The following is a 22,906-nucleotide window of genomic DNA, read 5'->3' on the forward strand; positions in this document are numbered from 1 at the left end:
ATATAGCGGAATTTTCAAGAAATTTCTGCAATTTTACCGTCAACCATATGAACGCGACGACTGGCAAGACCCGCGTAATCGGGATCATGAGTGACAAACAAAATTGTGGTTCCATCCACTTGATTGATCTTTTTGAAAATTTCCATCACCTTATCACCATTAGTCGTATCTAAATTTCCAGTTGGTTCATCAGCAAAAAGAAATTTTGGTTTTTGTACAAGTGCACGTGCGATGGCAACACGCTGGCCTTCCCCACCAGACATTTGGCTTGGAAACTTATCCTTACAATGTAAAACTGAAAAATTCTCCATTAAATGTAGAGCATATTCTTCGATCAATTTATGTGATCCAGTTTTTCTCGCTGGCATGGTTATGTTTTCAAGTCCAGTGAGTTCGGGAAGTAAATAGTGAAATTGAAATACAAAACCAATCGATTGGTTTCTCAAAGTATGAATTTCTTTACTTCCCATACCTACAAGGGAACTTCCATTCAGTTTGACATCTCCTCTCGTTGGGTTATCAAGACCACTCACAATATAAAGCAAAGTAGATTTTCCTGACCCAGATTTTCCAGTCAGTGCAACAAAATCTCCCACACCAATTTCTAAAGACACATCTTTCAACACATCTTGAGGTGGCTCACCAAATGATTTAAAAATATGATTGGCTTCGATTCCTAACATTTAAGTTGCCCCACGAATGATATCTACAGGAGAAAGACGACTTGCCATACGTGCAGGTATATAACTTGCAATGGATGCACTGAGGACTGCTATAAAGAATCCTTTCACATAAATCATCCAGTCCCAAGAAATCATCATAGTTTTCATGAGTGCTTTCGAATTGTGTTTTGGATCTCCAATGGGAATTCCATCAATATAATAACACCCAAGTATTCCAACAAAAATTCCTATGATTGCACCAAGTGTTCCCAGAAACAAACCTTGGAAAATAAACAGTTGGATCGTATCTTTTTCATCAAACCCAATAGAGCGAAGAATCGCTACTTCCTTTTTCTTTTGGTTCACAACCATATTTAGAATATTATAAATTCCAAATGCAACAACAAGAATGATAGTAAATGTCGTTGAGTTCCTGACGATATCCTGGGTTTTAAACACCTGTAAAATACTGGCGTTTACTTCGTCCCAACTTTCTACCTTATCTTTGCTAAAGTAGCGAAAGTCCTCAGCAATGGCGGCGGCCATCCGGATATCCTTAATTTTTACAATGATTTGCGAAATTTCTCCACTGGATTTGGTGATACTTTGTACGGATGATAAAGAAGAATAAACTGTTACATCATCAACTAATCTGTTTCCGGTACTTAAAATTCCAACTACCTTAACAGGAATTAAATCCGTTCCAGGAATATACACAGAAATTGTATCACCAATTTTTGCACCCAGTTTATTCAGAACTCCTTCACCCATGATGGCAAGAGAAGTCCCCCTTGACAAATCCGAGAGTTTCCCCTCTACAATATAATCACTCAAATTGGTAACTTTGGGTTGGATATTTGGATCAATTCCTACAAACCGTGCCGGTGCTGTTGCTTTTCCATTCACAAAAATCACTTCTTTTGTCAACTGTGGAACAAAAGATACAACTCTATGGTCATTCGAAAGTTTGTCCATCCACCCAAGAACATTCGTTAAACGGGAATTATCAGTCCTTCCCGAAGGAGGTGATAACCAACGAACAGTTTTGTTTTGAAAAAACACATCTTCAAAAGTTCTCTCCGTAATGAGTTCGTCTTTGGGAGAAATTTTAATTTGTCCATCCGAGTTCACCAATTGATCAGTAATGACAGCTTGGAATCCTAACATAATTCCTGAAAATACAATGTAACCCGCAGTACCAAGTACGATCCCAATCAAAGTCAAAATCGATTGTTGTGGTCTTGAAAGGATTTGTCGAATCGCAAGGAATAACATATTAGTTTTTAACCAATACTTCGTCGCCTTCTTTCAGATCTCCTTGGATGAGTTCACCAAATTCAGAATTGATTGCCCCTATTCGAATTTCTATTTTATCGCGTTTCCCATCACGAAAACGAATTAATTTTCCTCGATCCACAGCAACTAACGGGACCAAGATGACGTTTTCTTTCGATGAAACTTCAATGGCAACATCTGTTGTCATATCCGGTAAAATTCCTTGTGGAAGTTCATGAGGTTCAATGCGCACTAAAAACTGACCATTGGATGGATAAATTCGTTCGACCTTTCCTTTATATACATTCCCTCGAATGGATTCAAAACTAAGTTGGACGATCTGGCCTGGTTTCACTCGTAATGCCGATTCTTGGTCCAAGGAAACAGATATATAGACTTCTTTTAAATTCTGGATTTCTAAAAGAGGAAGCCCTGGCATCGCAGTTTCATTTTTAGCCACATTTAACTTGGTTAAGGTGCCGGTAAATGGGGAACGAAATGTGATTCCAGAATCATTTGTAAGGAGTGCCTGACCCTTTGTAACCGTTTGCCCTTCTTCCACGAAAATTTCTCTTACAGAAGCGGCTATACCAAATTTCAAACTAAAACTTTCGACAGGTTTCACAGTTCCCAAAGCATAGACCGCTTCCACAAGAGAACCCCTTTCTATTTTTAAACGATTGGATTGAGAATTTCTAAAAAAAAAGTAAGATGTAACGATTAGAACGATTACAAAGGTGAAAGCAATAATAGATAACTTTTTTCGATCCATGATGACCCAATAGTCAATGATCGAAAGTTTTTGAAAATTCTTTTTCTACAAAAAACTAGAGGGACAAACCAAAAACAAACTCACCTTCTTTGTCTTTGGCAGGTTTGTATTCTAGACACCTAACATCTACGAACTGACCTTTTTGTAGTGTGTGAAAAATCGAAGAATCTTGTAATCTACCCTTCAAATAATTATCGGTCACGAGCCTACCATCACTTTCAAGAATGGCTTCATAGCTTTTACCGATGACGGATTCTGCATATTTGGTATGTAGAGTGGAACTAAGAGACATTAAATCTAATACTCTGCGTTTTTTTTCATCACCAGGAATGGGATCTCCAAAAGATTCAGCTGTAGTTCCTTTCCGGACCGAATAAGGGAACACGTGTAACTTTGCAAATCCAAGTTCTACCAACAAATCCTTTGTTTCTTGAAACTCCAATTCCGTTTCCGATGGAAATCCAACGATCACATCGGTACCGAGAAACAAGTTGGGAAGTTTTTCTTTTGCGAGTTCGATTCTTGTGCGAAAAGCATCCGGATGGTAGGTCCTACGCATATCTTTTAAAACCTTTCGACTTCCACTCTGGATGGGAACATGCAAAAATTTACAAAACCTTGGATGTTTCATCAAATCAAGTAATCCTGATCCAACGTCTGGTGGTTCAATGGAGGAAAGTCGAATTCTCGAATATTCTAAAATTTTCAAAATATCTTCCAATAGATTTAGAAAACCTTTTTCACCATTCTCTAGCCTATACCAACCTAAATTAACTCCCGTTAATTGAATTTCTCCAACCCCATTGTCTTGTAGGTATCGCACTTGATCCAAAACATCATTATAATTTCGACTAACTCCGACTCCACGAGCGGCAGGGATTTTGCAATAAGAACATTTCCTATTACATCCGTCTTGAATTTTTAGATAAGAACGAGTATGACCTTCTGGTAGAACATCGGAATAAGCAAAACGATCGAGTGTTTTTTCTGGATAACTATCTTTCCCTTCCCAATCTTCTAAAATTTTATATGGAAGAGCACTTTTTTCTGAATTCCCAAAAACACCGAAAACTCCGGGGATATTTTGTAAAATTTCTTTATCGGTTTCCGCATAACAACCAGTTACGTATACTTTGGCACCGGGATTTGTGCGAATTGCATTACGAATGATATTTCGATTCTTTACATCCGCTTTATTGGTCACGGTACAAGTATTAACTACAATATACTTGGCTTCTTCTTGTGCTTCCGCCAGAGAAAACCCTTTGTCTTTTAATACAGAATACATACCATCGGTTTCAAAAAAATTCAACCGACAGCCAAGAGTATGAAATTTTATTTTCACAGTTCGTTTAGTGCTACAATCCGTTTAGAATTTTCTTTGATCGTATTACTTTCCCCATTGAGACCAGAGGCTTTTTGGATACATTCCTTTGCTTCCGTCAAATAGGTGTTTGCTTGGGATTTTTTCCCCAACTTTTTATTTGTTTTATATAATGATTCTTGAACTAAAGCCAAGTTATTCCAGATTTCAGCAGAATTTTGATTGATAGAAGATGCCCATCTTAAGCTTACATCTGCTTTATCATAATTTTTTAAGTTATAATAGATTTTCCCTTCTAACTCTAACATCCGAAAGTCATTCGGACTACCTGCTTTTGCTTTTTCAATTTGTGAAAGAGCTGTTTTGGATGCACCTTTTTCTGAAAGTGCCAATGCATAGAGATACCTAACCTCAGGATTTTGAGGATACAATGGTATTGTTTTTTCAGCCAGTTCGATCGCCGGTTTCCATTTTTTATGACGTGTTAGAATCGCAATACTTGCTTGTAGAAGGTCTTCATCGTCAGGTTTGCGTTTTCTTGCTTCCAAAATGTTTTTATAAGAATTTTCAAAGTCGTTCAACTTATCATAGTTAAAGGCAAGTAATGCATAGAATTCATAAGATGATTTACCATCGGTTAGAAGGCTTTTGACAAGTTCAATTGACTTGTTATAATTTTTAACCTTATATTCATCCACAGCTTGAAAATAAGCCGATCCAACTTGTTCTTTTTCTTGAGAGTGAAGGGATGTTACGAGAAGGCAAGTAACAGCAAAAATGTGAATCAAATGTTTCATAAAAGGTCCGATGGAACTGTAATGGAGTTCAAATTGACCGAATCAATCCTAGAATGGTAAGGTTCGATGGGGTCCAGGTATAGGAAAACGCTTCCCCCCTTGGAAAGCAAGTAATGTTCGATATGTTCCTCCGTGACGATTTCGGAATCGGAAACATAAAGAATCGGATTTTCTCCAGGACCCATATGGACATGAAATTCTTGGTTAGGCAGAAAATCGGAAAGATTGAGATAACCTGATCCAAAATAAAGGCCCGACTGGAAGTAGTATTTATAGTAAATTTTGACTTCAGGGAGGATGAGATTGGGACGAATGAATCCTAATTCGATTCGTTCAATGGTGCCCACAGTACGTATTTTTCGGAGTTGGAACCAAATTTTGCGGATGAAAAAATAAGAAAACAGAAAGACGAGGGGAATGAGGATAGCCATTTCCGTTCGCCTTTCCGAAAGGCTCTCTAAACGAGAGCCAAATCTTTTTCCTCAGTATTTGGGGAAGATCCATCATCTTTTTTAGGAGGTTCTTTATATTCAGACCAAGGAGATTCGGAATACACTAGTTTACCTTCTGCAAAATCAACTAAGATCTTTGTTGGGTTGTCATAAACACCTTTCAAAGACTGCACTGCCATATAGTCTTCCAATTCTCTTTGGAATACACGTCGGAGTGGACGTGCTCCATAGTTTTGGTCGTAACCAATAGTAGCAAAATGTTCTTTTGCGGCTAATGAAAGATCCACGATGACTTTCTTTTCAGTCAAACGTTTGTTAAAGTCTTTCAACATGATATCCACAATGTTTACAATTTCTTCTTTTTTGAGAGGCGCAAAGTAAACCACTTCATCAACACGGTTGAGGAATTCTGGATTAAAATGTTTTTTTAACTGTTCACGGGCTTGTTCAGCTTTGTAAGTTTCTCTTTCTTCTGCAAAATCTTCAAAACCCAATCGACCACCTTTCGAAATTTCTTTCGCTGCGATGTTCGAAGTCATGATGATGATTGTATCACGGAAATTTACCTTACGACCTTTTGTGTCTGTTAAGTTCCCTTCTTCCATAATTTGCAGTAAGATATTAAAAAGGTCATGGTGTGCCTTTTCAATTTCGTCGAGTAAAACCAAACTATATGGTTTTCTTCGGACAAATTCTGTGAGTTGGCCGCCATCATCATATCCTACATAACCTGGAGGAGCACCAATCAAACGGGATACTGCATGAGGTTCCATATATTCCGACATATCAATGCGGAGCATATTGTCTTCAGATCCAAACAGTTGTTCTGCGAGTGCTTTCGCAAGTTCCGTTTTTCCTACACCTGTTGGTCCAAGGAAAATAAACGATCCAGTAGGGCGTTTTTCGCTTTTTAGTCCAGTGCGAGATCGTCTGACGGCACGTGCCACTTTTTCGATGGCATCAGTTTGGCCAACAATTCGAGTTTTAATGTCTTCTTCCAAATTGAGAAGTTTTGTGTTTTCAGACTCCTCCATTTTTTTCAATGGAATTCCAGTCCAAAGACTTACAACAGATAGGATATCTTCTTCTTCAATGGAGACGGCATAACCTTCCATACGTTCTTGCCATTGTTTGGTTTTTTCTTCCAACTGTCCTTTTTTACGATTCACTTCATCGCGAACAGCCGCTGCCTTTTCATACTCTTGACTACGAACCAAATCTTCTTTTTTAACAGAAAGTGCTTTGATTTCCTCTTCGATTTCTTTGATTTCGTTAGGACGTTGGCAATTTGCAAGACGAGCTTTCGCACCTGCTTCATCAATGATATCGATAGCTTTGTCTGGTAAAAAACGATCGTTGATATAACGGTGAGATAACTTCACTGCTTGTTCAATGGCTTTTTCCGTATAACGAACCTTATGGTGAGCTTCGTATGCTTTTTTCAAACCATCCAAGATAAGAACTGCGTCATCCACAGAAGGTTCTAGAACTTTCACCATTTGGAATCGACGTTCCAGTGCAGAATCTTTTTCGATGTATTTACGGTATTCGTTATTGGTGGTTGCACCGATACATTGTAGTTCCCCACGAGCCAGAGCTGGTTTTAAGATGTTTGCTGCATCCACAGCACCTTCTGCCGCACCCGCACCAATCAAAGTGTGCAACTCATCGATAAAGATGATGATGTTTTGTGAAGTAACGATTTCTTTCATAATTTTTTTCAATCGTTCTTCAAATTCTCCACGGTATTTCGTTCCCGCAATGAGACTTGCCAAATCAAGAGATAACACTCGTTTATCGAAAAGTAAATCGGGAACCAACTTTTCAATTACGGCCTGGGCAAGACCCTCGACAATTGCTGTTTTACCAACACCTGATTCTCCCACGAGAACTGGGTTGTTTTTAGTTTTACGTGAAAGGATTTGAATGACACGTTCGATTTCTTTCGAGCGACCAATCACGGGATCTAATTTTTTCTCACGTGCGAGTTGTGTTAGATCCCTTGCAAACTCATCCAAAATAGGAGTTTTACTCTTTTCCTGTCTAGGTGTGGTTTGTTGTTGGGTTTGGCCTTGAGTGGTACCTTGTGTACCAGTCGTTCCGCCCACAGCACCCGATGGTGGCGCTCCCAAAAGACGCAAAATCTCTGACTTAATGACGTTATAATTTACACTGAAAGATGATAACGATCCACCTGCGATATTATTGTTATCGCGTAGTAATGCCAGTAGAATGTGTTCGGTTCCTACATAGTTATGTTTGAGGCGTTTTGCTTCCTCTTTAGAAACTTCGATCATTTTTTGGTATTTGTCTTGGCCTTGGCTTACATCCAAAAGCAAGGCACCAGAACCCTCACGAGTTCTTTTTTCGACTTCTTTGCGAAGTTCGTTTAAATTGATATTTAGATTCGTAAGAATCTTAATCGCGACAGAGTCCTCCTCCCGGAGAAGCCCAAGTAGAATGTGCTCAGGACCGATAAAATCGGAACCCAAACGTTTTGCCTCATCTTGGGCGATTTCGTTGATGACTCTTTTTGCTCTTTTTGTGAATTCCAACATGCCGCACCCTGCCTTTGTTAATTAGACGAACGTTCTTTGTTCCCAACATGACCGTACCGGTTTAATACGAGCCTAGTAAACCAAGAATTTTGTAAAACTGACGTTTTTGGACCGCCAGAGCGTTCTTCCACGAGATTTTTACGATCAGGACCCGGTCTTTTCCGATGTTCCTAAATCTATGATCGGTGGAAGGAGCAAATTCTATACCAAATTCAGACAATGTTTGTAAAATTGAAAAAAATGCAAAACTGACATCAGAATCAATTTCCAAAAGGATCGAATCTCGCCTCCCCAAACCCAGATTCGTGGGACAGGAGGAAACAAATCCCAATTCCGGAAGGTAGGCCCAATGAGATTTTTGGAATAAAAATCGTAAGATCGAAATTTTCCTTTTTTTTTCAAAGAGAGAAATTGGGAAATTTTTAAGAGAGGGCATTCTGATTGATTCGAGACGTATATGGTCTTCCGATCCTAAATAAAAACCAAATTCCCAATTAGTTATTTTTTCCTGGTTTTCATTCTCTTGTTCATACTTGGGGATTAGAAATGGACCCATCCCAAAATCAACTAACAGTTGTTTTGACTTTTCAATTAAGGGATCATAAAATGGAAACAAATTTGAGTTTAGATTTCTTGTAATGCGCGTCCGTAATGACAATAAATTAATATGATTTCTATTTTCTTTTACAAAATTTTCTAAAACTAGAATTCGGTTTTCTGGAATGATTTTGATCTGTTTTGGTTTTTTGAATTCAAAAACTTGGGCACAGTGGACACAACCAAACTTGCCGCTTTTACGAAACTGAACTTCTTTGGTTCCGCAAAAACGACAATAAATCATTTTACGTAACGGGAGTTAGTTGTCCAGATACAATCCGATTTCTTTTATGAGCCATAGAGGCAAGCTCTAAGTCATGAGTCACAAGAATCAAAGAAAATTTAAATTCATTCTGCAGTTCTTTGATTAGATCCATCAAATGACGTGAATTATCTCGGTCAAGGTTCCCTGTTGGTTCATCTGCTAAAATCAGTTGCCTTCTTCCGACAAGTGCTCTTGCCACACCGACTCTAGCACTTTCTCCTCCAGAAAGTTGGGATGGGAAACTTTCTGTCCTTTCACCAAGACCAACCTTTTTCAAAATTTCAGTGGCTTGTTGTTTTGCCAAATTTGGATTCATCCTAGCGATGAGTAATGGCATCATTACATTTTCTAAGGCCGTAAAATCAGGTAATAGAAGGTGTTGTTGGAAGATAAAAGAAATTTTTTCGGCACGAAAACTTTCTCTTTGTTTTTCGTTTAGGTTCTTAAGACTCACTCCACATACTTCCACCTCACCGTCGTCAAACGAATCCATAGCGCCGAGGATATTGAGAAGTGTGGACTTCCCCACACCTGAAGCTCCTTCAACGGATACAATTTCCCCAGGTAATACTTCAAAATTTAGGCCGGAAATGATATGGTATCTTTTATCGACAACCTGGTAGTATTTTTCTAATTTGCGAACAGAAACAGTTGGTTTTAAATTCATATCAGTCATTTCGTATTGTATCCACAGGGTTTAAATTCGCAGCCATACGGGCAGGGAAATAACCAGCAAGTCCAGAGAGAATGGTCGCTGCCGTTGTCACCATAAAGATAAAAGAAATATCAATATCCACAGGGATATGATCAAAATAATAAATATCTTTTGGTACAAGTTCCACAGGATCCCAATCCCCAGGATTGAGTAATCCACCAATGCCATTAATGATCTCAGAAATTACGTTAATGATCACTTCTAATTTAGTGGCTATAAAAATTCCCGCCATCCCACCTACGAGCGATGATAGTATTCCAACAATCATAGCATTTAAAGTAAAAATTAAAAGTATATCATTAGAAGCAAGACCAAGTGCCTTCAAGGTTCCAATGGATCTTCTTTTGGCTCGAATGAGTGAATGAACCGTTGCTACCATCCCAAGTGCGGCAAGAACAATAAAAAGAAATACAATGATGGAGATGATTGTTTTTTCCAAACGAAGTGCAGCAAGAAAGTTTTCTTGTTCCTCAGCAATGGTTCGAACAGACCATGAAGTTTCATCTTGAATTTTTTTGTTCCAGTTGTCTTCGTTTAACCTAGATAAGATTCTATGTTTGGTGAGTTTTAAATCATCTAAGGATCGAACCTTAATGGCTACCTGGTTGACTGCACCTTTCATTTTAAAAAATTCTTGGGCTTGTGGGAGAGATAAAAACACAAACTTAGAATCATAATTATAATAACCAGTTTTAAAAAGTCCGGTCAAACGAAAGGTTTGTACGTTGACTTGGACTCCACGTTCCACAGTAAATCTACCACCGGGAACTGCCATCGTGATTTCACGTCCAAGCCCATATCCGTAAATAGCACTCATTTCTTTTCCCACCACAACCAATTTCTGAGTGTTGATGGATTGGATGGCGTCGCGATCGTACTGCAAGATCCGCGGGAAATTTGGTAATCCATTTTCAACCAATTTTTCTACTGAATCGATTGGAACCGCACGAATCATGATTGGGTTAAAGTTGTTATTACTTTGGATGAGACCATGGCTTGTGATATTTCCTTCAACAGAAACAAAAGACTCTGCAAGTTTTGGGTCATCCTTAAGGTGAGCGATGACCTTTTCAAAATCGTAGATCGCCCCAGACCCATATGAGTTCTCAATGGTGATATGAGGACCCCCTTGCCAAAGAGATTCCTTTACTTGTTTTTGAAATCCGTTGAAAATGGAGAGGACTACTACTAGGAGTCCCACTCCCACTGCCATAACAATAAACGACAGCCTGGATTTGATGGAGAGAAATCCTAGTACTCTGGACCCTCGGATGTAACGGATTGTGATTAAAGAGACGATTCCCATGATGACCTAATCTTTTTGACAGCTTTCTTCTAAAGATGGATACTGTCAAAAAAGAACCTTATGCCTGAGACACCAAACTATTATTCTGTCAAAGTAAACCTTCGAGACGAAGCCAATATGGTTTACACCATGATTGCTGCTGTCATTGACCCGGTTGAAACCAAATCGGTGAAGTTTGAGGGAGTTTCGTGTACAAGCCCACTGTCCCTTTTGCCTGTTCGGTCCACATTTCAGGACTTTTATAACCGGATGCAGCGGGTCATTTACAAAGGGGAACAACAGAAAAACGTTACCAAGTCACTCCAAGAACTCATTAAAACCAAATTTGGCTCTGAAAGTTTTTTGGAAGAGATCCTTCACTACATGGATCACAATCTAACAGATCGTTTGGACTTTGTTTTTAGCGAAATTCACAAAAGAACCTCGGGAAACTCGGAACCAAAGGTAGAAATCCATTTTGAACTCATCGATCCTAGCGAAATGACAAAGACAACCGTGGATGAGGAGGAAATTGCAAAAAAAGAAGCCCCTCCTCCAACACCTGTTCCACAAGCTTCTGGGTTTTTAATACCTGCGGACAAACAAATTGTTCAATTCAAATTCCAACTTTCCCCGGTCAATGGGGTTCCGCTCGTTGAACTGAAAGCAGGTGACAATGTATACATTCGTTTGGTGCCTGGTGATCCAATCACCGATTCAATCATTGGAAGTTTGGAACTTAAAGAAGAATCCGGAGCAATCAAACAAGTTCCTGCAAAAATTGTAAATATATCAAATAACAAAAATTTTTCGGAAGTAGTCATCAAAATCAATGAACAAATTTATGGCAAAATCATTGAAGAAGAGAACTCTGTAAAAATCAAAACGACGGATGCACAACAAGGTGCCGCCAATATCATGAGTTCTGTTGCTTCCCCCACTGCTGCTGTAACAAAAGCAAAACAGAGCAAAAAACTTTCTGCAGATGAAAGTTTTCATTTAATGCCTTATATCATTATGTTAATTGTCCTTGCGATTGGTATGATGACTATTTTTGTGATTTTATAAATTTCTATGGAAAAACTAAAACAACGCCTCCCGATCATTACTTCGGCATTTATTGCCATCATTCTTATCCATTCCCTTTTTGTTGATTACACGGTTCAGTTTCCTGACTATATCGCTACTGAATCTTCAGAAGCAGCCATGGAATCGATGAAACCACAAGTAGTCGCTGAAAATGGAGTCCTGAATCGAATCTCCTATTTAGAATCTTTTTTGGTTGAGCTGGAATCAAGGGAACTTCCCGTAGATACGGAACAAGAAGATACTAAAGAAAATATCAAACGAGTCTTAGTTGGGCAAAAGTTATTACTCGGACTTTCTTTGTTCTATTTGTTATTAGCATTTTCTACTGCTGTTTCCTATGCATACAGAGCATGGTTTCATAAAACATTAGCAAATGTGTTTTATCCAGTTTCCTTTTTGGTTTTGGCCCCAAAAGTTTTTTATCAACTTAACCTGGCAATACAAATGGAAATTTTATCTTATTTCTATTTTGTATTTTTAATTTTCACATACGGAATTAGTATTATTTCCTACCGATTGATTTTGAAAAACAAAGAATTGGCGGAAGGATTTCAATCCTTACAGTTTTCATCCTCTTTGGAAGAAGAAGGAAGATCACCAAGTAACACAAAAACAGGATCAATTTTTGCTCCAGTGTTTCATGTGGCCATCATCATCTTAATTGGAATCCTAATTGGAAATTTGATTTATATCCCACTGTTTTTATTACAAAAACACTATGTAACTGAATTCAGTTATTTCATTTTCTTCTTACTTGGGATTTTATCTTTATTTTATATCTTCAATTACAAAAAAGTGGGTGGAGAACCAAACAGTAGCAATTGGAAAAACTTAGCAGTTAGTTTTGCTTATTTACAGTTTCGTTTTCTAAGGAACGGATTTCTATCTATATTTAGCACCATTCTTATTGTTTTCTTCGTAACGTTTTTGTTCAGTTTGTTACTTTTTAATATAGATCTGATCCAAAATCATTTGGGTTTATTCGGAAAAGCTACTGAGTTTTGAGTGCCTAATGGCACTCAGGTTCCTTTCCTGTTTTCACGATACACCAAACATTTCCATTTGGATAGTATGTAGACCTTGAAATCAATTCTCCTTCGTTAGAGTAGGTTTCTGAGGCCTCCTTTACGCCAGTAGGATAGTAATAAAACCATTCACCCACCTTCTTATCGTTTTCGTAACTTCCCTTTTCTTCTACTTTTGTATCTGGATAATAACGAACCCAATCTCCCGTACGAAGCCCACCATCAAAAAATCCCTTTTCATTCAACCTGCCATTCCGAAAGTAACGGTGATAAGAGCCAGTTTCATTTCCGAGTTCTGCTGACCGAATCCATAATTGTTTTTTGCGATTTCCCGCTTTATAATTTTGTTCGATGTATAACTTCCCGTCAGAAAAATAAAACTTCCAAAGACCATCCCTATCCCCATTGATCAGGTTACCTTCCAAGATGGTAATCCCAGTTAGATAATTTAACTTTTTCCCGTATCCGTTTAGTTCACCCGAAGGATTGATCGGCACCTCGGTAATCAGCTTCCCATTTTCATACCATTCGCGATAAAATCCATTTTCAGCCAATTGGTAGAGATTCGTTTTTTTCTCATAGTTAGCATTTTCGGGAATCGAACCAGGCATTGTGATTGTTGCTTTACAAGATCCAAAGAATAAACTGGAAACTAGAATCATAGATAAGGATACATAGATCCAAATCGAACTGTCTTTAATGTGTGTGGATGTGGATGTCATTTTCATTTTTGAACTTTGTTAGAATTTCTTTAGAGATAAGAATTCGATTCAGACGCTTTGACCTAATTGGTGTTAAATAACGTAAACACATAAGGATGGTTCCTTCTGGTTCTAAAGAAGTATATACGATGGGAGTTGTTTTGCCAAGTCTTACCAGATAGTTTTTAGACATCTCTCTAATTTTTGATTCTACTAATTCTGGTGCCAAAACCAATTCTTCATGAAGAATTTGAGAACAAATTTTTTCTGCTTTTTCCCAATTGGAGTTTAACTCCAAATACACTTTAAATTCATCCCAAACAAAATCCATAGTCTCTGAAACGATAAAGAATCGGTATAAGACTATGTTATAATTGGGAAAGTGAATGAGACGGTTTGTTGATTGTTCAAACCTTGGATCCGATGCAATTTCTAATAAAGTGAACTTAAAAAAACCAATATTAACAACATCACCCTTGATATTATCAAGTTCTATCCGGTCTCCCACCTTAAATCCATTGGCACCCATGATCATAAACCAACCGACCATATTCAACCATACTTCTTTCAATGAAATGACAATCCCGGCACCTGCAAGACCAAGTACTGTTGGCAACAAAGACAAACTGGAGAAAACTATTGGTAGGTATGCAATCCCAAAAACCAAAAGGAAACCCATACGAGCTACTTTTCTACGATTGTATTCATGGACTGCGTCAGGAGCGGGTTTGATCCTCTCCACAAGAATCATTGTAACTTTATAACAAAATATTGCAACAACGACCATGTACCCAAACAATATCATGGTTTCCGCAAAATCACGGTTAGTGCTTCGGAGTAAAGTTAATGGATTCAAATCCAAATAGAATTCTTTTAGGCTTCCCCTACCCATTCTATAATTTTCCTTTTTGGCGTTTTAAAATTTCGAGGATCAATTTTCTTTCCACAGGAACGCCAAATTTAGGTTTTCCGAAATCCTCTAAGAGAACAAACTTCAAGGAACTACCTTCCTTTTTTTTATCATGTTCCATATGTTTCAAAATTTCTTCTGGTTTTTCCTCTAAACGAGTGGGAAGTTCCAGTTTTTTCATAAGGGTGATTGCCTTTTGAAAATTTGATTCTGAAAATCCAACTAACTCTTTGGATAACAATAATGCTGTAACAAGACCGACTGAAACAGCCTCCCCGTGGGAATATTTTTTGTATTGTGTTAATGATTCAATGGCATGACCAGTGGTATGGCCTAAATTCAAAACAGCACGTAATCCAGATTCCTTCTCATCTTGGCCAACAATCCCTGATTTTACTCGAACGGATTCTTCTATCGCATAACGGAGAATTGATGATTCAGGGGAGTATTCGGATCGATTTGAATTTGATATTTTTTCAAAAAATTCTCCACCATCTAGGAATGAATGTTTTGCAATTTCTGCAAGACCACAACTCCATTCCTTTTCAGGTAAAGTAGAAAGTGTAAATAATGGGGCAAAAACAAATTCTGGTTGGTAAAATGCACCCACCATATTTTTTCCCGAATCCACATTCACTGCCACTTTCCCACCAACAGAAGAATCAACACATGCAAGTAGAGTTGTTGGAACCTGAACAAATCGTACGCCCCTTTGGTAGGTTGCCGCAATAAAACCTGCAAAATCGCCTACAACTCCACCACCAAATGCAATGATAACGGCTCTTCGATCTGCATCGGTTTCAATGAGTTGGTTGTAAACTTTTTTCACTCGATCAATGTGTTTGTTTTTTTCACCTGGTTTCAGATATATAAAAGAAAAAGGTACGTTTAAAGACTTTAATTCTTTGGTAATGTATTTTTCATAAATTCCCGCAATTTCACGACTTGTAAGTACATAAATTTTAGAAACTTTGGGTAGAGAATTTAAATTTTCAGAAAGGCCTTGGAAGTCTTCGTGTAACTCAATCGGGTAACGAAACCCCTGTCCTACAATTTCCCGTTCTGACAACTTCATGGTTCATTCACCCATGGGCTGGAAATATATCTAGGTTTATTTGAAGTTTTTGCGCGGAAGTAATGTTTTATATCAGGACGAATGTCCATAGACAAAATTTCTTTGGTTGTAAAATAACCAAATCCAGAAATGGCTTTTTCTTTCGGATTGAGAACGGGTAACAGATCTTTGACCTTTGTCAAAAATACAATTTGAATGAGGTGGCGTTTTTTATTTGGATCAATGGATTCATTTAAAAATAAAAAATCGATTTTACTCACTTCTAGAGACAGTTCTTCGTTTAGTTCTCGTTTGAGAGCTTCTTCTCCTGACTCTCCAAATTCAATTCCACCACCAGGAAGTAACCAATACCCAGATTGTTTTTTTTGCTGTTGTACAAGCAAAATTTTGCCCTTGGGATCTTGAATGAGAGCCGCAACTCGAACTCTCATCGATTTAGATTTTAATAGAAAATCGATCATAGTATTTTTAAAAAACGTAAAGCGGCTTTCGCTGCCATCTGTTCTGCCCGACGTTTATTTTTGCCTTCTCCATTTGTTTGGAAATGTTTTTCGCAAACAACAGAAACCAGAAACTCTTTGTTGTGATCAGGACCCTCTTCTTTCATAACAGAATATTCGGGTAATTTTTTCCATTTCTTTTGGCAAAATTCCTGCAAAATGGTTTTATAATCTTTTGTTTCCTCTGCATCCTCAACAGCCTTTTCCATCATTTGAAAATGAGGCGTAAGAAAAGTGCGACAGCTCTCTAACCCTTGGTCCAAATACAAAGCACCAAGAAAGGCTTCAAAGCAGTCTGCTTGGAGATTGAGATTGGCCTCTCCCTTCTCTCTTTCGCCTTTGCCGAGGAGTAAATACTCAGTGAACCTATATGAGCGGGCTAATTTGGCTATGGCTGGAGCAGAAACCATTTTGCTTTTTAATTTAGCAAGTTTTCCTTCTTTTCCCTTGGGTAAGGACTTATATAAAAATTCTGCAGCGAGGATTCCGAGGACTGAGTCCCCTAAAAACTCTAAACGTTCATTATCAGATAAATAACGATCTGAGTCTTCGTTGGCAAAAGACCTATGAACAAATGCTAGGTGAAGAAGAGAAATTTCCTTAAATTTTGTTTTAGTGAGGGATTGAAGTTCTTTGAGAGTGGAAATTCTTTCGGGAGGGAGTTTGATACGAATTAAATCGGACAAGGTACAAAGATCCGGGTTCCTCTATTCGGGGAACCCGGTTTTTGGATTGGGAATTACCCCTTAAGTTTATCGATGAATTTAATTACATCGCCTACGGTTTGGATTTTTTCTGCGTCTTCGTCAGAAATTTCCACACCAAACTCTTCTTCAAGAGCCATTACTAGCTCAACTGTATCAAGAGAGTCAGCACCAAGATCATTGATGAAGTGAGCTTCAGGTGTTACTTCTGACTCGTCAACGCCAAGTTGTTCTACGATGATTGACTTAATTTTATCGAAATCTGCCATTTTATATCCTCCAGGCCACTGTGTACAGTGGGGCAAGTGTTAAATCGTTTTCCGCTAGGTATATATGTACGCCTAGCGTTTTTTTAAAATGAAATTGTCGGAATTTTTGGCAAGTCTAAATAGATTATTTTCCTCTTGAAACCTTTGACATGATTCTAACATCACCTAACCAAAATTAATCTAAACTAAATTCCTGCGATTCCCCTAGAAAACCGGGTCCATATCCAAAGAACCTAAGCGATTTCCAAAATCCTGACTTGTTTTCCAATGGTTTACTCCATTTTAGCGGATTTATGTTCTGCTATAGCAGAAACAACTTCCCCTTTCCGTTCGTGATTACGAAATCATCCCTAAGAATCAAAAATAAGGAGAACTCCATGATTCAAAAATGGATCCGTTCCATCACAACATTCCTCCTACTTTCCTTCTCCATAGCTTGTGCAGAAAAGAAAGAAGACAATAATACATTACTGGCAGGTTTACTGCTATTTGCGGCCAACCAAATTAAAGTTAGTACAGCAAGCGATTTGGTAAACGAATCGGCAGCAGACTACAATCAAAACAATTGGGGGCTCATCACTCCTCAAACTTTAGCACGATTTGTGAATAACTGGCCGGCAAACAGACCGAGCCATATCACAGGAAACCTCATCATCTTACAAACCGATGCAGCTGATCGTGTTGCTGGAGGTGCAACCTCTCCCTATATCGCAGAAAATCCAAACCAAGGTGTCTATGTATACCTATTAGATGATTATAAAACTACTGATTTGCCAAATGGAGGATTTCGATTCAACCAAACAAGGGATACTGGACTCTTTTCTAATTCAGTTCGTTACCAAGCCAATGGACAGTTTGTGGATGATTGGTTAAAATCATTTGGAATCAATCTATCGAAAGACTTAGTTGTTTTTACTGTCGGAACAGGGAATGGAATTTCCGGTGGCGCTTATCCAGCGAAAGCAGTGGGAGCAGGTGCTGTACAAGATGTAACACGAGCAATATATTGGTTACGATATTGGGGAGCCGATATCAAAAATCTTGCCATCCTCAATGGGAACCTGAACAAAAAGGCAACTGGTGCGGGGATTCCGCTTTCTACATCTCGATCTGGTATCAACCTAGAACGGAATGCTGGATTTTCAGTGAAACAACTGCGAGTCGATAACACGGTCCTTACGCTTGGATTAGAAGATATTTACGAGATAGCTAAAACGAATGGGAATGCAAATCTTTCAGGATTAACCGCCAAACAACAGATTATCGATGCAAGGCCAGCCACACAATACAATGGGACGGCAGATGGATTGAATGTAGCAAGAAATGCCCTTGTTGCGAATCCAACAAATGAAGCCTATATCACAACTTCTTATCAATCTTCTGGTGCTCCTTCTGCATCTGCTGGAAACCAAACATTTGTCCCATTCGAAGGAAATATCAAATCTTCAAAAACATTTCCTTGGTCTGACCTTCTCAAAGACAATGCAGATGGATATGAATTCTTAGACAAAGCTGCTATCAAAACACTTTTTGATACAACTAGAGCCGTTTATTCACCAGGAACCACTATTGTAAGCCAATGCCGCACAAACTTTGAGGCTCAGGTGAATGGGTTTGCTTCTTTGAACATTCTCGGATACCCAACAGTGTTTTACGATGGATCTCTAGTGGAATGGACTGCTCTTGTTGCTGCACATGGAACCAATGCCATCAACCAAGTGCCTGCCGACTTCAAATGGAGAACCGATACTACTAACGTATCCACCTTCCTTTGGTACAATAATGCTACCCATGTGGTTCGTCCGAATATCAATCTCACAGCAACTACCACAAAAAAATTCATCCAAGAAGATAAGGCTTATAAGTTCTAAATTCTTTCCCAGTTTACACTTCGTCTCCTGGCATCATCTGCCGGGAGACATTCTTTTTGAAATTCCCTTTCCAAAAAAGTTTTTCCTGGTCAGTTTGTATTTATGGCAAGGAACGAAAAAGAGGAATCCATTCATATTGGCTTCCGAGAAACCATTACCTTAATCCTACCCTACTTTCAGAAAAAAATTTGGGATCAATTCAAAGCCGTCATCTGGATTGTTTTATACCTTGCTCTCTTTCAATTGTTTATTTTACGGATCCCCATCAAAGAAGCAGGCCTTATTTCTTTAGGAATTGTTGCTGTTGTCCTTGGATTGGCATTTTTTCTAGAAGGATTATTTTTGGGTCTAATGCCCTTAGGAGAAGCTTTGGGACTTCGCCTCCCTCAAAAACTGGGGATCATTAGTATCATTCTTTTTTCTATATTGATGGGAGTTGGTGCCACACTCGCAGAACCCGCCATCTCTATCCTTCGTGCTTGCGGTACGAAGGTTTCTCCTTGGGATGCACCATTACTATATTTTTTATTAAATGAAGGATCCCACTATCTCTACTTATCGATTGCAATTGGAGTTGGAGTATCCGTAGTTTTTGGGATGTTACGGTTTTTATTCGGATTTTCTTTAATGCGAATCCTTGTCCCAACCATAGTGATACTGTTAGGTGTTAGCATTTATGCTTATTTCGACGAGAACTTAAAGTTTATTTCGGGGCTTGCTTGGGACTCTGGAGCAGTGACAACAGGACCAGTCACAGTCCCTCTCGTTGTTGCATTGGGAATAGGGATTTCCAAGGTAGCAGAAAAAAATGACCAAAGCAGTGCCTATGGAGTAGTAACTCTGGCTTCCCTATTTCCTGTACTATCTGTCTTTTTAGTGGGGATGTATTTTTCTGCAAAATTACCCAAACCAATGCCAGAAGAAGTATTCTTCAAACAAGGAATCAAATTAGAAGAAGCAAAACTTCTACTAGGTGATTCATATAAAATTCCACCTACAAAAGAAGTAACTTCTTTAAAAAAAATCACTCCGCCAGAATTTTTTAAAAAGGCAAAAGAAAACGTTTATGGTGCTTTCGAATTAGCTATTCGAGCAATTTTACCCTTATCTATTTTTTTACTTTTGTTTTTAGGATTAATTTTAAAAGAAAAGATATCCTATCCTGAAGAAGTTTTTTTAGGGATTGGATTTTCGATTATTGGTCTTAGTATTTTTAATATTGGTATCATATTTGGGCTCAACAAACTTGGGGACCAAGTTGGGGGAAAACTTCCTTCGACATTTCGTTCCATAGAACTGATAGATTCTACGAAATTCATTCCAAACTTTAATCCCAAATCGGTGTTAAAAGCAGTCAATGAAGATGGAAAAGAAGAAAAATTCTTTTATCTTAAAGAAAGGAAGTCCTATACGGGAATTCCTTATCATGAGGAAAATTGGAATCAAAAAAACAAAATTTATGAATATGTTCCGATCCATGGGCCCATCTTTGGGAAAGAAGACAATTTATTAGGTTACTTAGTGGTCCTTGTATTTGCCTTTTTTTTAGGATACAGTGCAACTCTCGCAGAACCAGCATTATCTGCATTAGGAAATACGGTAGAAGAGACAACGGTTGGAACCTTTCGGAAATCATTATTGATCCAATCGGTGGCGGTTGGTGTAGGTTTGGGAACACTTCTTGGTATGTTAAAAATTTTATTAGAAATTCCCTTGGTTTGGATTGTTGTTCCAATTTATCTTTTACTTCTTTTTTTGAATACATTCAGCAAACCAGAGTTCATTGATATAGCTTGGGATAGCGCAGGAGTGACCACGGGTCCCATCACCGTCCCTCTCATTATCGCCATGGGGCTTGGAATTGGTAATCAAATTGGAACTGTTGATGGATTTGGAATTTTGGCAGCGGCATCCGCATTTCCCATTTTATCCGTTTTGATCATGGGTATGATTGTTGAAAATTCTCGCAAACTTTCGTTACGTGACTCCACATTAAAAGAGAAATAAAATGTTTTCTAAACAAAAAGCCATTAGAATTACTGCAATTGTACATAGAGACTTAACAGACATTGTTGTAGCTGCTTTAAAACTGAATCAAATTCACTATTTCCATATGGAACCAGGTAGGTATCCTGTCCTTGCCAAACGTGGATGGTTATTTTTCGACTTTTATCAAAATCAATCCATCATCGATACTCCTGTGACTATCTTTGAAGTTTCCTCTGAACCTTCAGCAGAGAACTTTTTACTTTCTCTTTTCAGGGATTCTGCAGAACTAAATGTTCCAGGTCATGGTAGTGTTTATTCACAAACCATTGAATTTTACGGTCCTGTTCCCACTGACTACATTCTGATTTCAGAAGAAAAAACAAAAACTATAGGATTTTCAGGACTCACTGGTATATTTTGTATTTTACCACGCGGATCTGCAGAACCAATTTCTCGTTTAATTTTACAAAACGGAGTCGCAGTTCCAACAATTAGTTATGGGACTGGCACTGGTTTGCGTGATAAATTAGGTCTTTTAAGAATCACTATCCCCAAAGAAAAAGAAATTTTAAAAATAGTCGTCCATTCGTCTGACGCCGAACATGCGATGGATTTTATCATTGAGGTTGGTAGGTTAGATTTGCCAGGAAGGGGTTTCATATTTGAATTCCCGATTGGGAGAGGTTTACTCAACACCAAAGTAAGTTTAGAAGGGCCAAAACAAGCTGCGAGTATGGATCAAATCATATCCGCATTAGATCAGTTATATGGTAACATGGAATGGAGAAAAAAATCCAATCAATTTAGGCAATCGGCTCGTCATAGAAATTATTTCGAAGGAGTGAATGTTGTCATCAATTGTAAGGAAGAATCCATCGAATTGGCTCTCGCCAATCTTAGAAAAGTTGGGGTTTCAAGTTCTACAATCTCTCTAAATAAATTAGTTCATTCTAAAAATGAAAAAAACGCATTCACACCGGCAAGAGAAGCGGCAAACATATTGATTCCCAAAAAAAATCTTTCTGAAGTTCTCAGTGTATTAGAAGAAACAGGTTTTTTTGAAGATGAAATGGAAGGAATTGTTTACACAGTAGAAATTCCAAGAGCCTTCTCTTACCAATCGAAACTCAGTAAAAGAAAATAAAAATCCCCTCATTTTCAAAATTCGAAATCAGGGGATCCGCTTTCACCATTAAATTGTGAGATGGAAATTGTAAGTTTTGCCATCACTAATAATTTAAGTGATGGCAACGCAGTTCCTAAATTTTAGTGACCGCCACCTGGTAAAAACCCACCACCATTGATATCAAGGATATGTCCTGTGATAAAAGAAGATGCATCGGATGCAAGGAAAGCGATTCCGTTTGCGATATCTTCAGGCAGACCAGCACGTTTGAGTGGAATAGCTTGCACCATTCCATGTCTGATGTTTTCAGGGATTGCTTCTGTCATTTCTGTTGCGATAAAACCAGGAGCGATTGCGTTACAACGAACCTTTCTAGAAGCCATCTCAAGAGCTACAGCCTTAGTAAAACCAATCACACCAGCTTTGGATGCAGAGTAGTTTGTTTGTCCTATATTTCCATTCTCACCAGAGATAGAAGAAAGGTTGATGATAGATCCACCATTTTCTTGTTTCATCATGACTTTGATGGCTGCTTGTGTACAAAGATAAGTTCCAGTAAGGTTTACTGCGATGACAGCATCCCACTGCTCTTTTTTCATTCTCATAAGAAGAGTGTCACGAGTGATCCCTGCGTTGTTCACGAGGATGTCCACCGTTCCAAATTCTTTTTTTGCTGAATCAATTAGTTTTTGAGCGTCTTCTTCTACAGATACGTTTGCTACAACAGCAATTGCTTTGTAACCTTTAGATTTTAATTCTTCTGCAGTTGCATTGGTTGCTTCTGGATTCATATCCGCTACAACGATATTGGCTCCAAGAGAAGCAAGTTTCAAACAAGTTGCTTTTCCAATTCCTCTTGCTCCACCTGTTACGATGGCTGTTTTTCCTGATAAACTAATCATTTGGTTTTTCCTCTTCTTTTCTAATTCCTAAAAACATTTTTAT

At 38.3% G+C, this 22,906-nt stretch carries 22 protein-coding genes; 5 read left to right on the forward strand and 17 right to left on the reverse strand.

Features of this window, described 5'->3' with window-relative positions; genetic code table 11:
* Positions 1–14: 14 nt before the first annotated feature.
* The 10 genes from CH364_RS13470 to CH364_RS13515 all read right to left on the reverse strand — a co-directional run bounded on the left by CH364_RS13470 (position 15) and on the right by CH364_RS13515 (position 10,723).
* Positions 15–683, reverse strand: coding sequence for an ABC transporter ATP-binding protein (locus tag CH364_RS13470; RefSeq protein ID WP_100744409.1), 669 nt, complete (start codon positions 681–683; stop codon positions 15–17).
* Entirely contained in the window at positions 684–1,937 is a 1,254-nt protein-coding gene (locus tag CH364_RS13475) for an ABC transporter permease (protein ID WP_100744408.1), read from the reverse strand.
* A gap of 1 nt (position 1,938) precedes the next feature.
* The gene (locus tag CH364_RS13480; protein ID WP_100744407.1) at positions 1,939–2,709 is read right to left on the reverse strand and encodes an efflux RND transporter periplasmic adaptor subunit; all 771 of its coding nucleotides are present in this window, start codon (positions 2,707–2,709) and stop codon (positions 1,939–1,941) included.
* 55 nt (positions 2,710–2,764) lie between these two features.
* Positions 2,765–4,054, reverse strand: a complete 1,290-nt coding sequence (gene mtaB / locus CH364_RS13485) for a tRNA (N(6)-L-threonylcarbamoyladenosine(37)-C(2))-methylthiotransferase MtaB (RefSeq protein WP_100744406.1) — start codon at positions 4,052–4,054, stop codon at positions 2,765–2,767.
* The gene (locus CH364_RS13490) at positions 4,051–4,830 is read right to left on the reverse strand and encodes a tetratricopeptide repeat protein (protein ID WP_100744405.1); all 780 of its coding nucleotides are present in this window, start codon (positions 4,828–4,830) and stop codon (positions 4,051–4,053) included. The genes mtaB and CH364_RS13490 overlap by 4 nt, the downstream gene beginning before the upstream one ends.
* Positions 4,827–5,261 carry a hypothetical protein gene (locus CH364_RS13495; protein ID WP_100744404.1) on the reverse strand — a complete coding sequence of 145 codons (435 nt, stop codon included), beginning with the start codon at positions 5,259–5,261 and terminating at the stop codon, positions 4,827–4,829. Before CH364_RS13495 ends, CH364_RS13490 begins: the two co-directional genes overlap by 4 nt.
* 26 nt (positions 5,262–5,287) lie before the next feature.
* On the reverse strand, positions 5,288–7,840 hold the full coding sequence (locus CH364_RS13500; protein ID WP_100744403.1) for an ATP-dependent Clp protease ATP-binding subunit: 2,553 nt from the start codon (positions 7,838–7,840) through the stop codon (positions 5,288–5,290).
* Positions 7,841–7,901: 61 nt separating this feature from the next.
* Positions 7,902–8,681 carry an ATP--guanido phosphotransferase gene (locus tag CH364_RS13505; protein WP_100744402.1) on the reverse strand — a complete coding sequence of 260 codons (780 nt, stop codon included), beginning with the start codon at positions 8,679–8,681 and terminating at the stop codon, positions 7,902–7,904.
* 1 nt (position 8,682) lies between these two features.
* Positions 8,683–9,378 (reverse strand): ABC transporter ATP-binding protein, encoded by a 696-nt coding sequence (locus CH364_RS13510; protein ID WP_100744401.1) that lies wholly within the window; start codon positions 9,376–9,378, stop codon positions 8,683–8,685.
* Positions 9,371–10,723 carry an ABC transporter permease gene (locus CH364_RS13515; RefSeq protein ID WP_207762270.1) on the reverse strand — a complete coding sequence of 451 codons (1,353 nt, stop codon included), beginning with the start codon at positions 10,721–10,723 and terminating at the stop codon, positions 9,371–9,373. Before CH364_RS13515 ends, CH364_RS13510 begins: the two co-directional genes overlap by 8 nt.
* A gap of 60 nt (positions 10,724–10,783) precedes the next feature.
* Between CH364_RS13515 and CH364_RS13520 the strand changes: the two genes are divergently transcribed.
* Together CH364_RS13520 and CH364_RS13525 are read left to right on the forward strand one after the other, a co-directional pair.
* Positions 10,784–11,770, forward strand: a complete 987-nt coding sequence (locus CH364_RS13520) for a hypothetical protein (protein ID WP_100744400.1) — start codon at positions 10,784–10,786, stop codon at positions 11,768–11,770.
* Between the two features lie 6 nt (positions 11,771–11,776).
* Entirely contained in the window at positions 11,777–12,796 is a 1,020-nt protein-coding gene (locus tag CH364_RS13525; protein WP_100744399.1) for an LIC_10230 family protein, read from the forward strand.
* Between the two features lie 4 nt (positions 12,797–12,800).
* Here CH364_RS13525 and CH364_RS13530 read toward each other — a convergent pair whose 3' ends face one another.
* The 6 genes from CH364_RS13530 to acpP are packed head-to-tail and all read right to left on the reverse strand — an operon-like array spanning position 12,801 to position 16,975.
* Positions 12,801–13,538 carry a toxin-antitoxin system YwqK family antitoxin gene (locus tag CH364_RS13530; protein WP_207762269.1) on the reverse strand — a complete coding sequence of 246 codons (738 nt, stop codon included), beginning with the start codon at positions 13,536–13,538 and terminating at the stop codon, positions 12,801–12,803.
* Complete coding sequence (locus CH364_RS13535; protein ID WP_100744397.1) at positions 13,513–14,409, reverse strand: mechanosensitive ion channel family protein; 897 nt, start codon at positions 14,407–14,409, stop codon at positions 13,513–13,515. The genes CH364_RS13530 and CH364_RS13535 overlap by 26 nt, the downstream gene beginning before the upstream one ends.
* Position 14,410: 1 nt before the next feature.
* Positions 14,411–15,502 (reverse strand): 3-dehydroquinate synthase, encoded by a 1,092-nt coding sequence (gene aroB / locus CH364_RS13540; protein WP_100744396.1) that lies wholly within the window; start codon positions 15,500–15,502, stop codon positions 14,411–14,413.
* The gene (locus CH364_RS13545; protein ID WP_100744395.1) at positions 15,499–15,963 is read right to left on the reverse strand and encodes an NUDIX domain-containing protein; all 465 of its coding nucleotides are present in this window, start codon (positions 15,961–15,963) and stop codon (positions 15,499–15,501) included. Before CH364_RS13545 ends, aroB begins: the two co-directional genes overlap by 4 nt.
* Entirely contained in the window at positions 15,960–16,688 is a 729-nt protein-coding gene (rnc, locus tag CH364_RS13550; protein ID WP_100744394.1) for a ribonuclease III, read from the reverse strand. Before rnc ends, CH364_RS13545 begins: the two co-directional genes overlap by 4 nt.
* Positions 16,689–16,741: 53 nt before the next feature.
* On the reverse strand, positions 16,742–16,975 hold the full coding sequence (gene acpP / locus CH364_RS13555) for an acyl carrier protein (protein WP_100744393.1): 234 nt from the start codon (positions 16,973–16,975) through the stop codon (positions 16,742–16,744).
* Between the two features lie 377 nt (positions 16,976–17,352).
* On the opposite strand from acpP, the gene CH364_RS13560 reads away from it, so the two are divergent.
* From CH364_RS13560 to CH364_RS13570, 3 genes are all read left to right on the forward strand, one after another.
* Entirely contained in the window at positions 17,353–18,846 is a 1,494-nt protein-coding gene (locus CH364_RS13560; protein WP_100744392.1) for a sulfurtransferase, read from the forward strand.
* A 102-nt stretch (positions 18,847–18,948) separates the two neighbouring features.
* On the forward strand, positions 18,949–20,853 hold the full coding sequence (locus tag CH364_RS13565; RefSeq protein ID WP_100744391.1) for a DUF1538 domain-containing protein: 1,905 nt from the start codon (positions 18,949–18,951) through the stop codon (positions 20,851–20,853).
* A 1-nt stretch (position 20,854) separates the two neighbouring features.
* Positions 20,855–21,979, forward strand: a complete 1,125-nt coding sequence (locus CH364_RS13570; protein ID WP_100744390.1) for a P-II family nitrogen regulator — start codon at positions 20,855–20,857, stop codon at positions 21,977–21,979.
* Positions 21,980–22,101: 122 nt separating this feature from the next.
* Here the strand turns inward: CH364_RS13570 and fabG are convergent, their stop codons facing one another.
* Positions 22,102–22,863, reverse strand: coding sequence for a 3-oxoacyl-ACP reductase FabG (gene fabG / locus CH364_RS13575; protein ID WP_002974939.1), 762 nt, complete (start codon positions 22,861–22,863; stop codon positions 22,102–22,104).
* Positions 22,864–22,906 lie beyond the last annotated feature (43 nt).

The organism is Leptospira harrisiae, from assembly GCF_002811945.1.
GTDB lineage: Bacteria > Spirochaetota > Leptospiria > Leptospirales > Leptospiraceae > Leptospira_A > Leptospira_A harrisiae.

Excerpts from the sequence above, each read along its gene's own strand:
- CH364_RS13525 (WP_100744399.1), top strand. The coding sequence starts at position 11,777 with ATGGAAAAACTAAAACAACGCCTCCCGATCATTACTTCGGCATTTATT.
- CH364_RS13560 (WP_100744392.1), top strand. The coding sequence starts at position 17,353 with ATGATTCAAAAATGGATCCGTTCCATCACAACATTCCTCCTACTTTCC.
- fabG (WP_002974939.1), bottom strand. The coding sequence starts at position 22,863 with ATGATTAGTTTATCAGGAAAAACAGCCATCGTAACAGGTGGAGCAAGA.
- acpP (WP_100744393.1), bottom strand. The coding sequence starts at position 16,975 with ATGGCAGATTTCGATAAAATTAAGTCAATCATCGTAGAACAACTTGGC.
- CH364_RS13480 (WP_100744407.1), bottom strand. The coding sequence starts at position 2,709 with ATGGATCGAAAAAAGTTATCTATTATTGCTTTCACCTTTGTAATCGTT.
- aroB (WP_100744396.1), bottom strand. The coding sequence starts at position 15,502 with ATGAAGTTGTCAGAACGGGAAATTGTAGGACAGGGGTTTCGTTACCCG.
- CH364_RS13490 (WP_100744405.1), bottom strand. The coding sequence starts at position 4,830 with ATGAAACATTTGATTCACATTTTTGCTGTTACTTGCCTTCTCGTAACA.
- CH364_RS13530 (WP_207762269.1), bottom strand. The coding sequence starts at position 13,538 with ATGACATCCACATCCACACACATTAAAGACAGTTCGATTTGGATCTAT.
- CH364_RS13545 (WP_100744395.1), bottom strand. The coding sequence starts at position 15,963 with ATGATCGATTTTCTATTAAAATCTAAATCGATGAGAGTTCGAGTTGCG.
- CH364_RS13535 (WP_100744397.1), bottom strand. The coding sequence starts at position 14,409 with ATGGGTAGGGGAAGCCTAAAAGAATTCTATTTGGATTTGAATCCATTA.
- CH364_RS13505 (WP_100744402.1), bottom strand. The coding sequence starts at position 8,681 with ATGATTTATTGTCGTTTTTGCGGAACCAAAGAAGTTCAGTTTCGTAAA.
- CH364_RS13520 (WP_100744400.1), top strand. The coding sequence starts at position 10,784 with ATGCCTGAGACACCAAACTATTATTCTGTCAAAGTAAACCTTCGAGAC.
- CH364_RS13500 (WP_100744403.1), bottom strand. The coding sequence starts at position 7,840 with ATGTTGGAATTCACAAAAAGAGCAAAAAGAGTCATCAACGAAATCGCC.
- CH364_RS13510 (WP_100744401.1), bottom strand. The coding sequence starts at position 9,378 with ATGACTGATATGAATTTAAAACCAACTGTTTCTGTTCGCAAATTAGAA.
- CH364_RS13570 (WP_100744390.1), top strand. The coding sequence starts at position 20,855 with ATGTTTTCTAAACAAAAAGCCATTAGAATTACTGCAATTGTACATAGA.
- CH364_RS13475 (WP_100744408.1), bottom strand. The coding sequence starts at position 1,937 with ATGTTATTCCTTGCGATTCGACAAATCCTTTCAAGACCACAACAATCG.
- CH364_RS13515 (WP_207762270.1), bottom strand. The coding sequence starts at position 10,723 with ATGGGAATCGTCTCTTTAATCACAATCCGTTACATCCGAGGGTCCAGA.
- CH364_RS13470 (WP_100744409.1), bottom strand. The coding sequence starts at position 683 with ATGTTAGGAATCGAAGCCAATCATATTTTTAAATCATTTGGTGAGCCA.
- CH364_RS13495 (WP_100744404.1), bottom strand. The coding sequence starts at position 5,261 with ATGGCTATCCTCATTCCCCTCGTCTTTCTGTTTTCTTATTTTTTCATC.
- CH364_RS13565 (WP_100744391.1), top strand. The coding sequence starts at position 18,949 with ATGGCAAGGAACGAAAAAGAGGAATCCATTCATATTGGCTTCCGAGAA.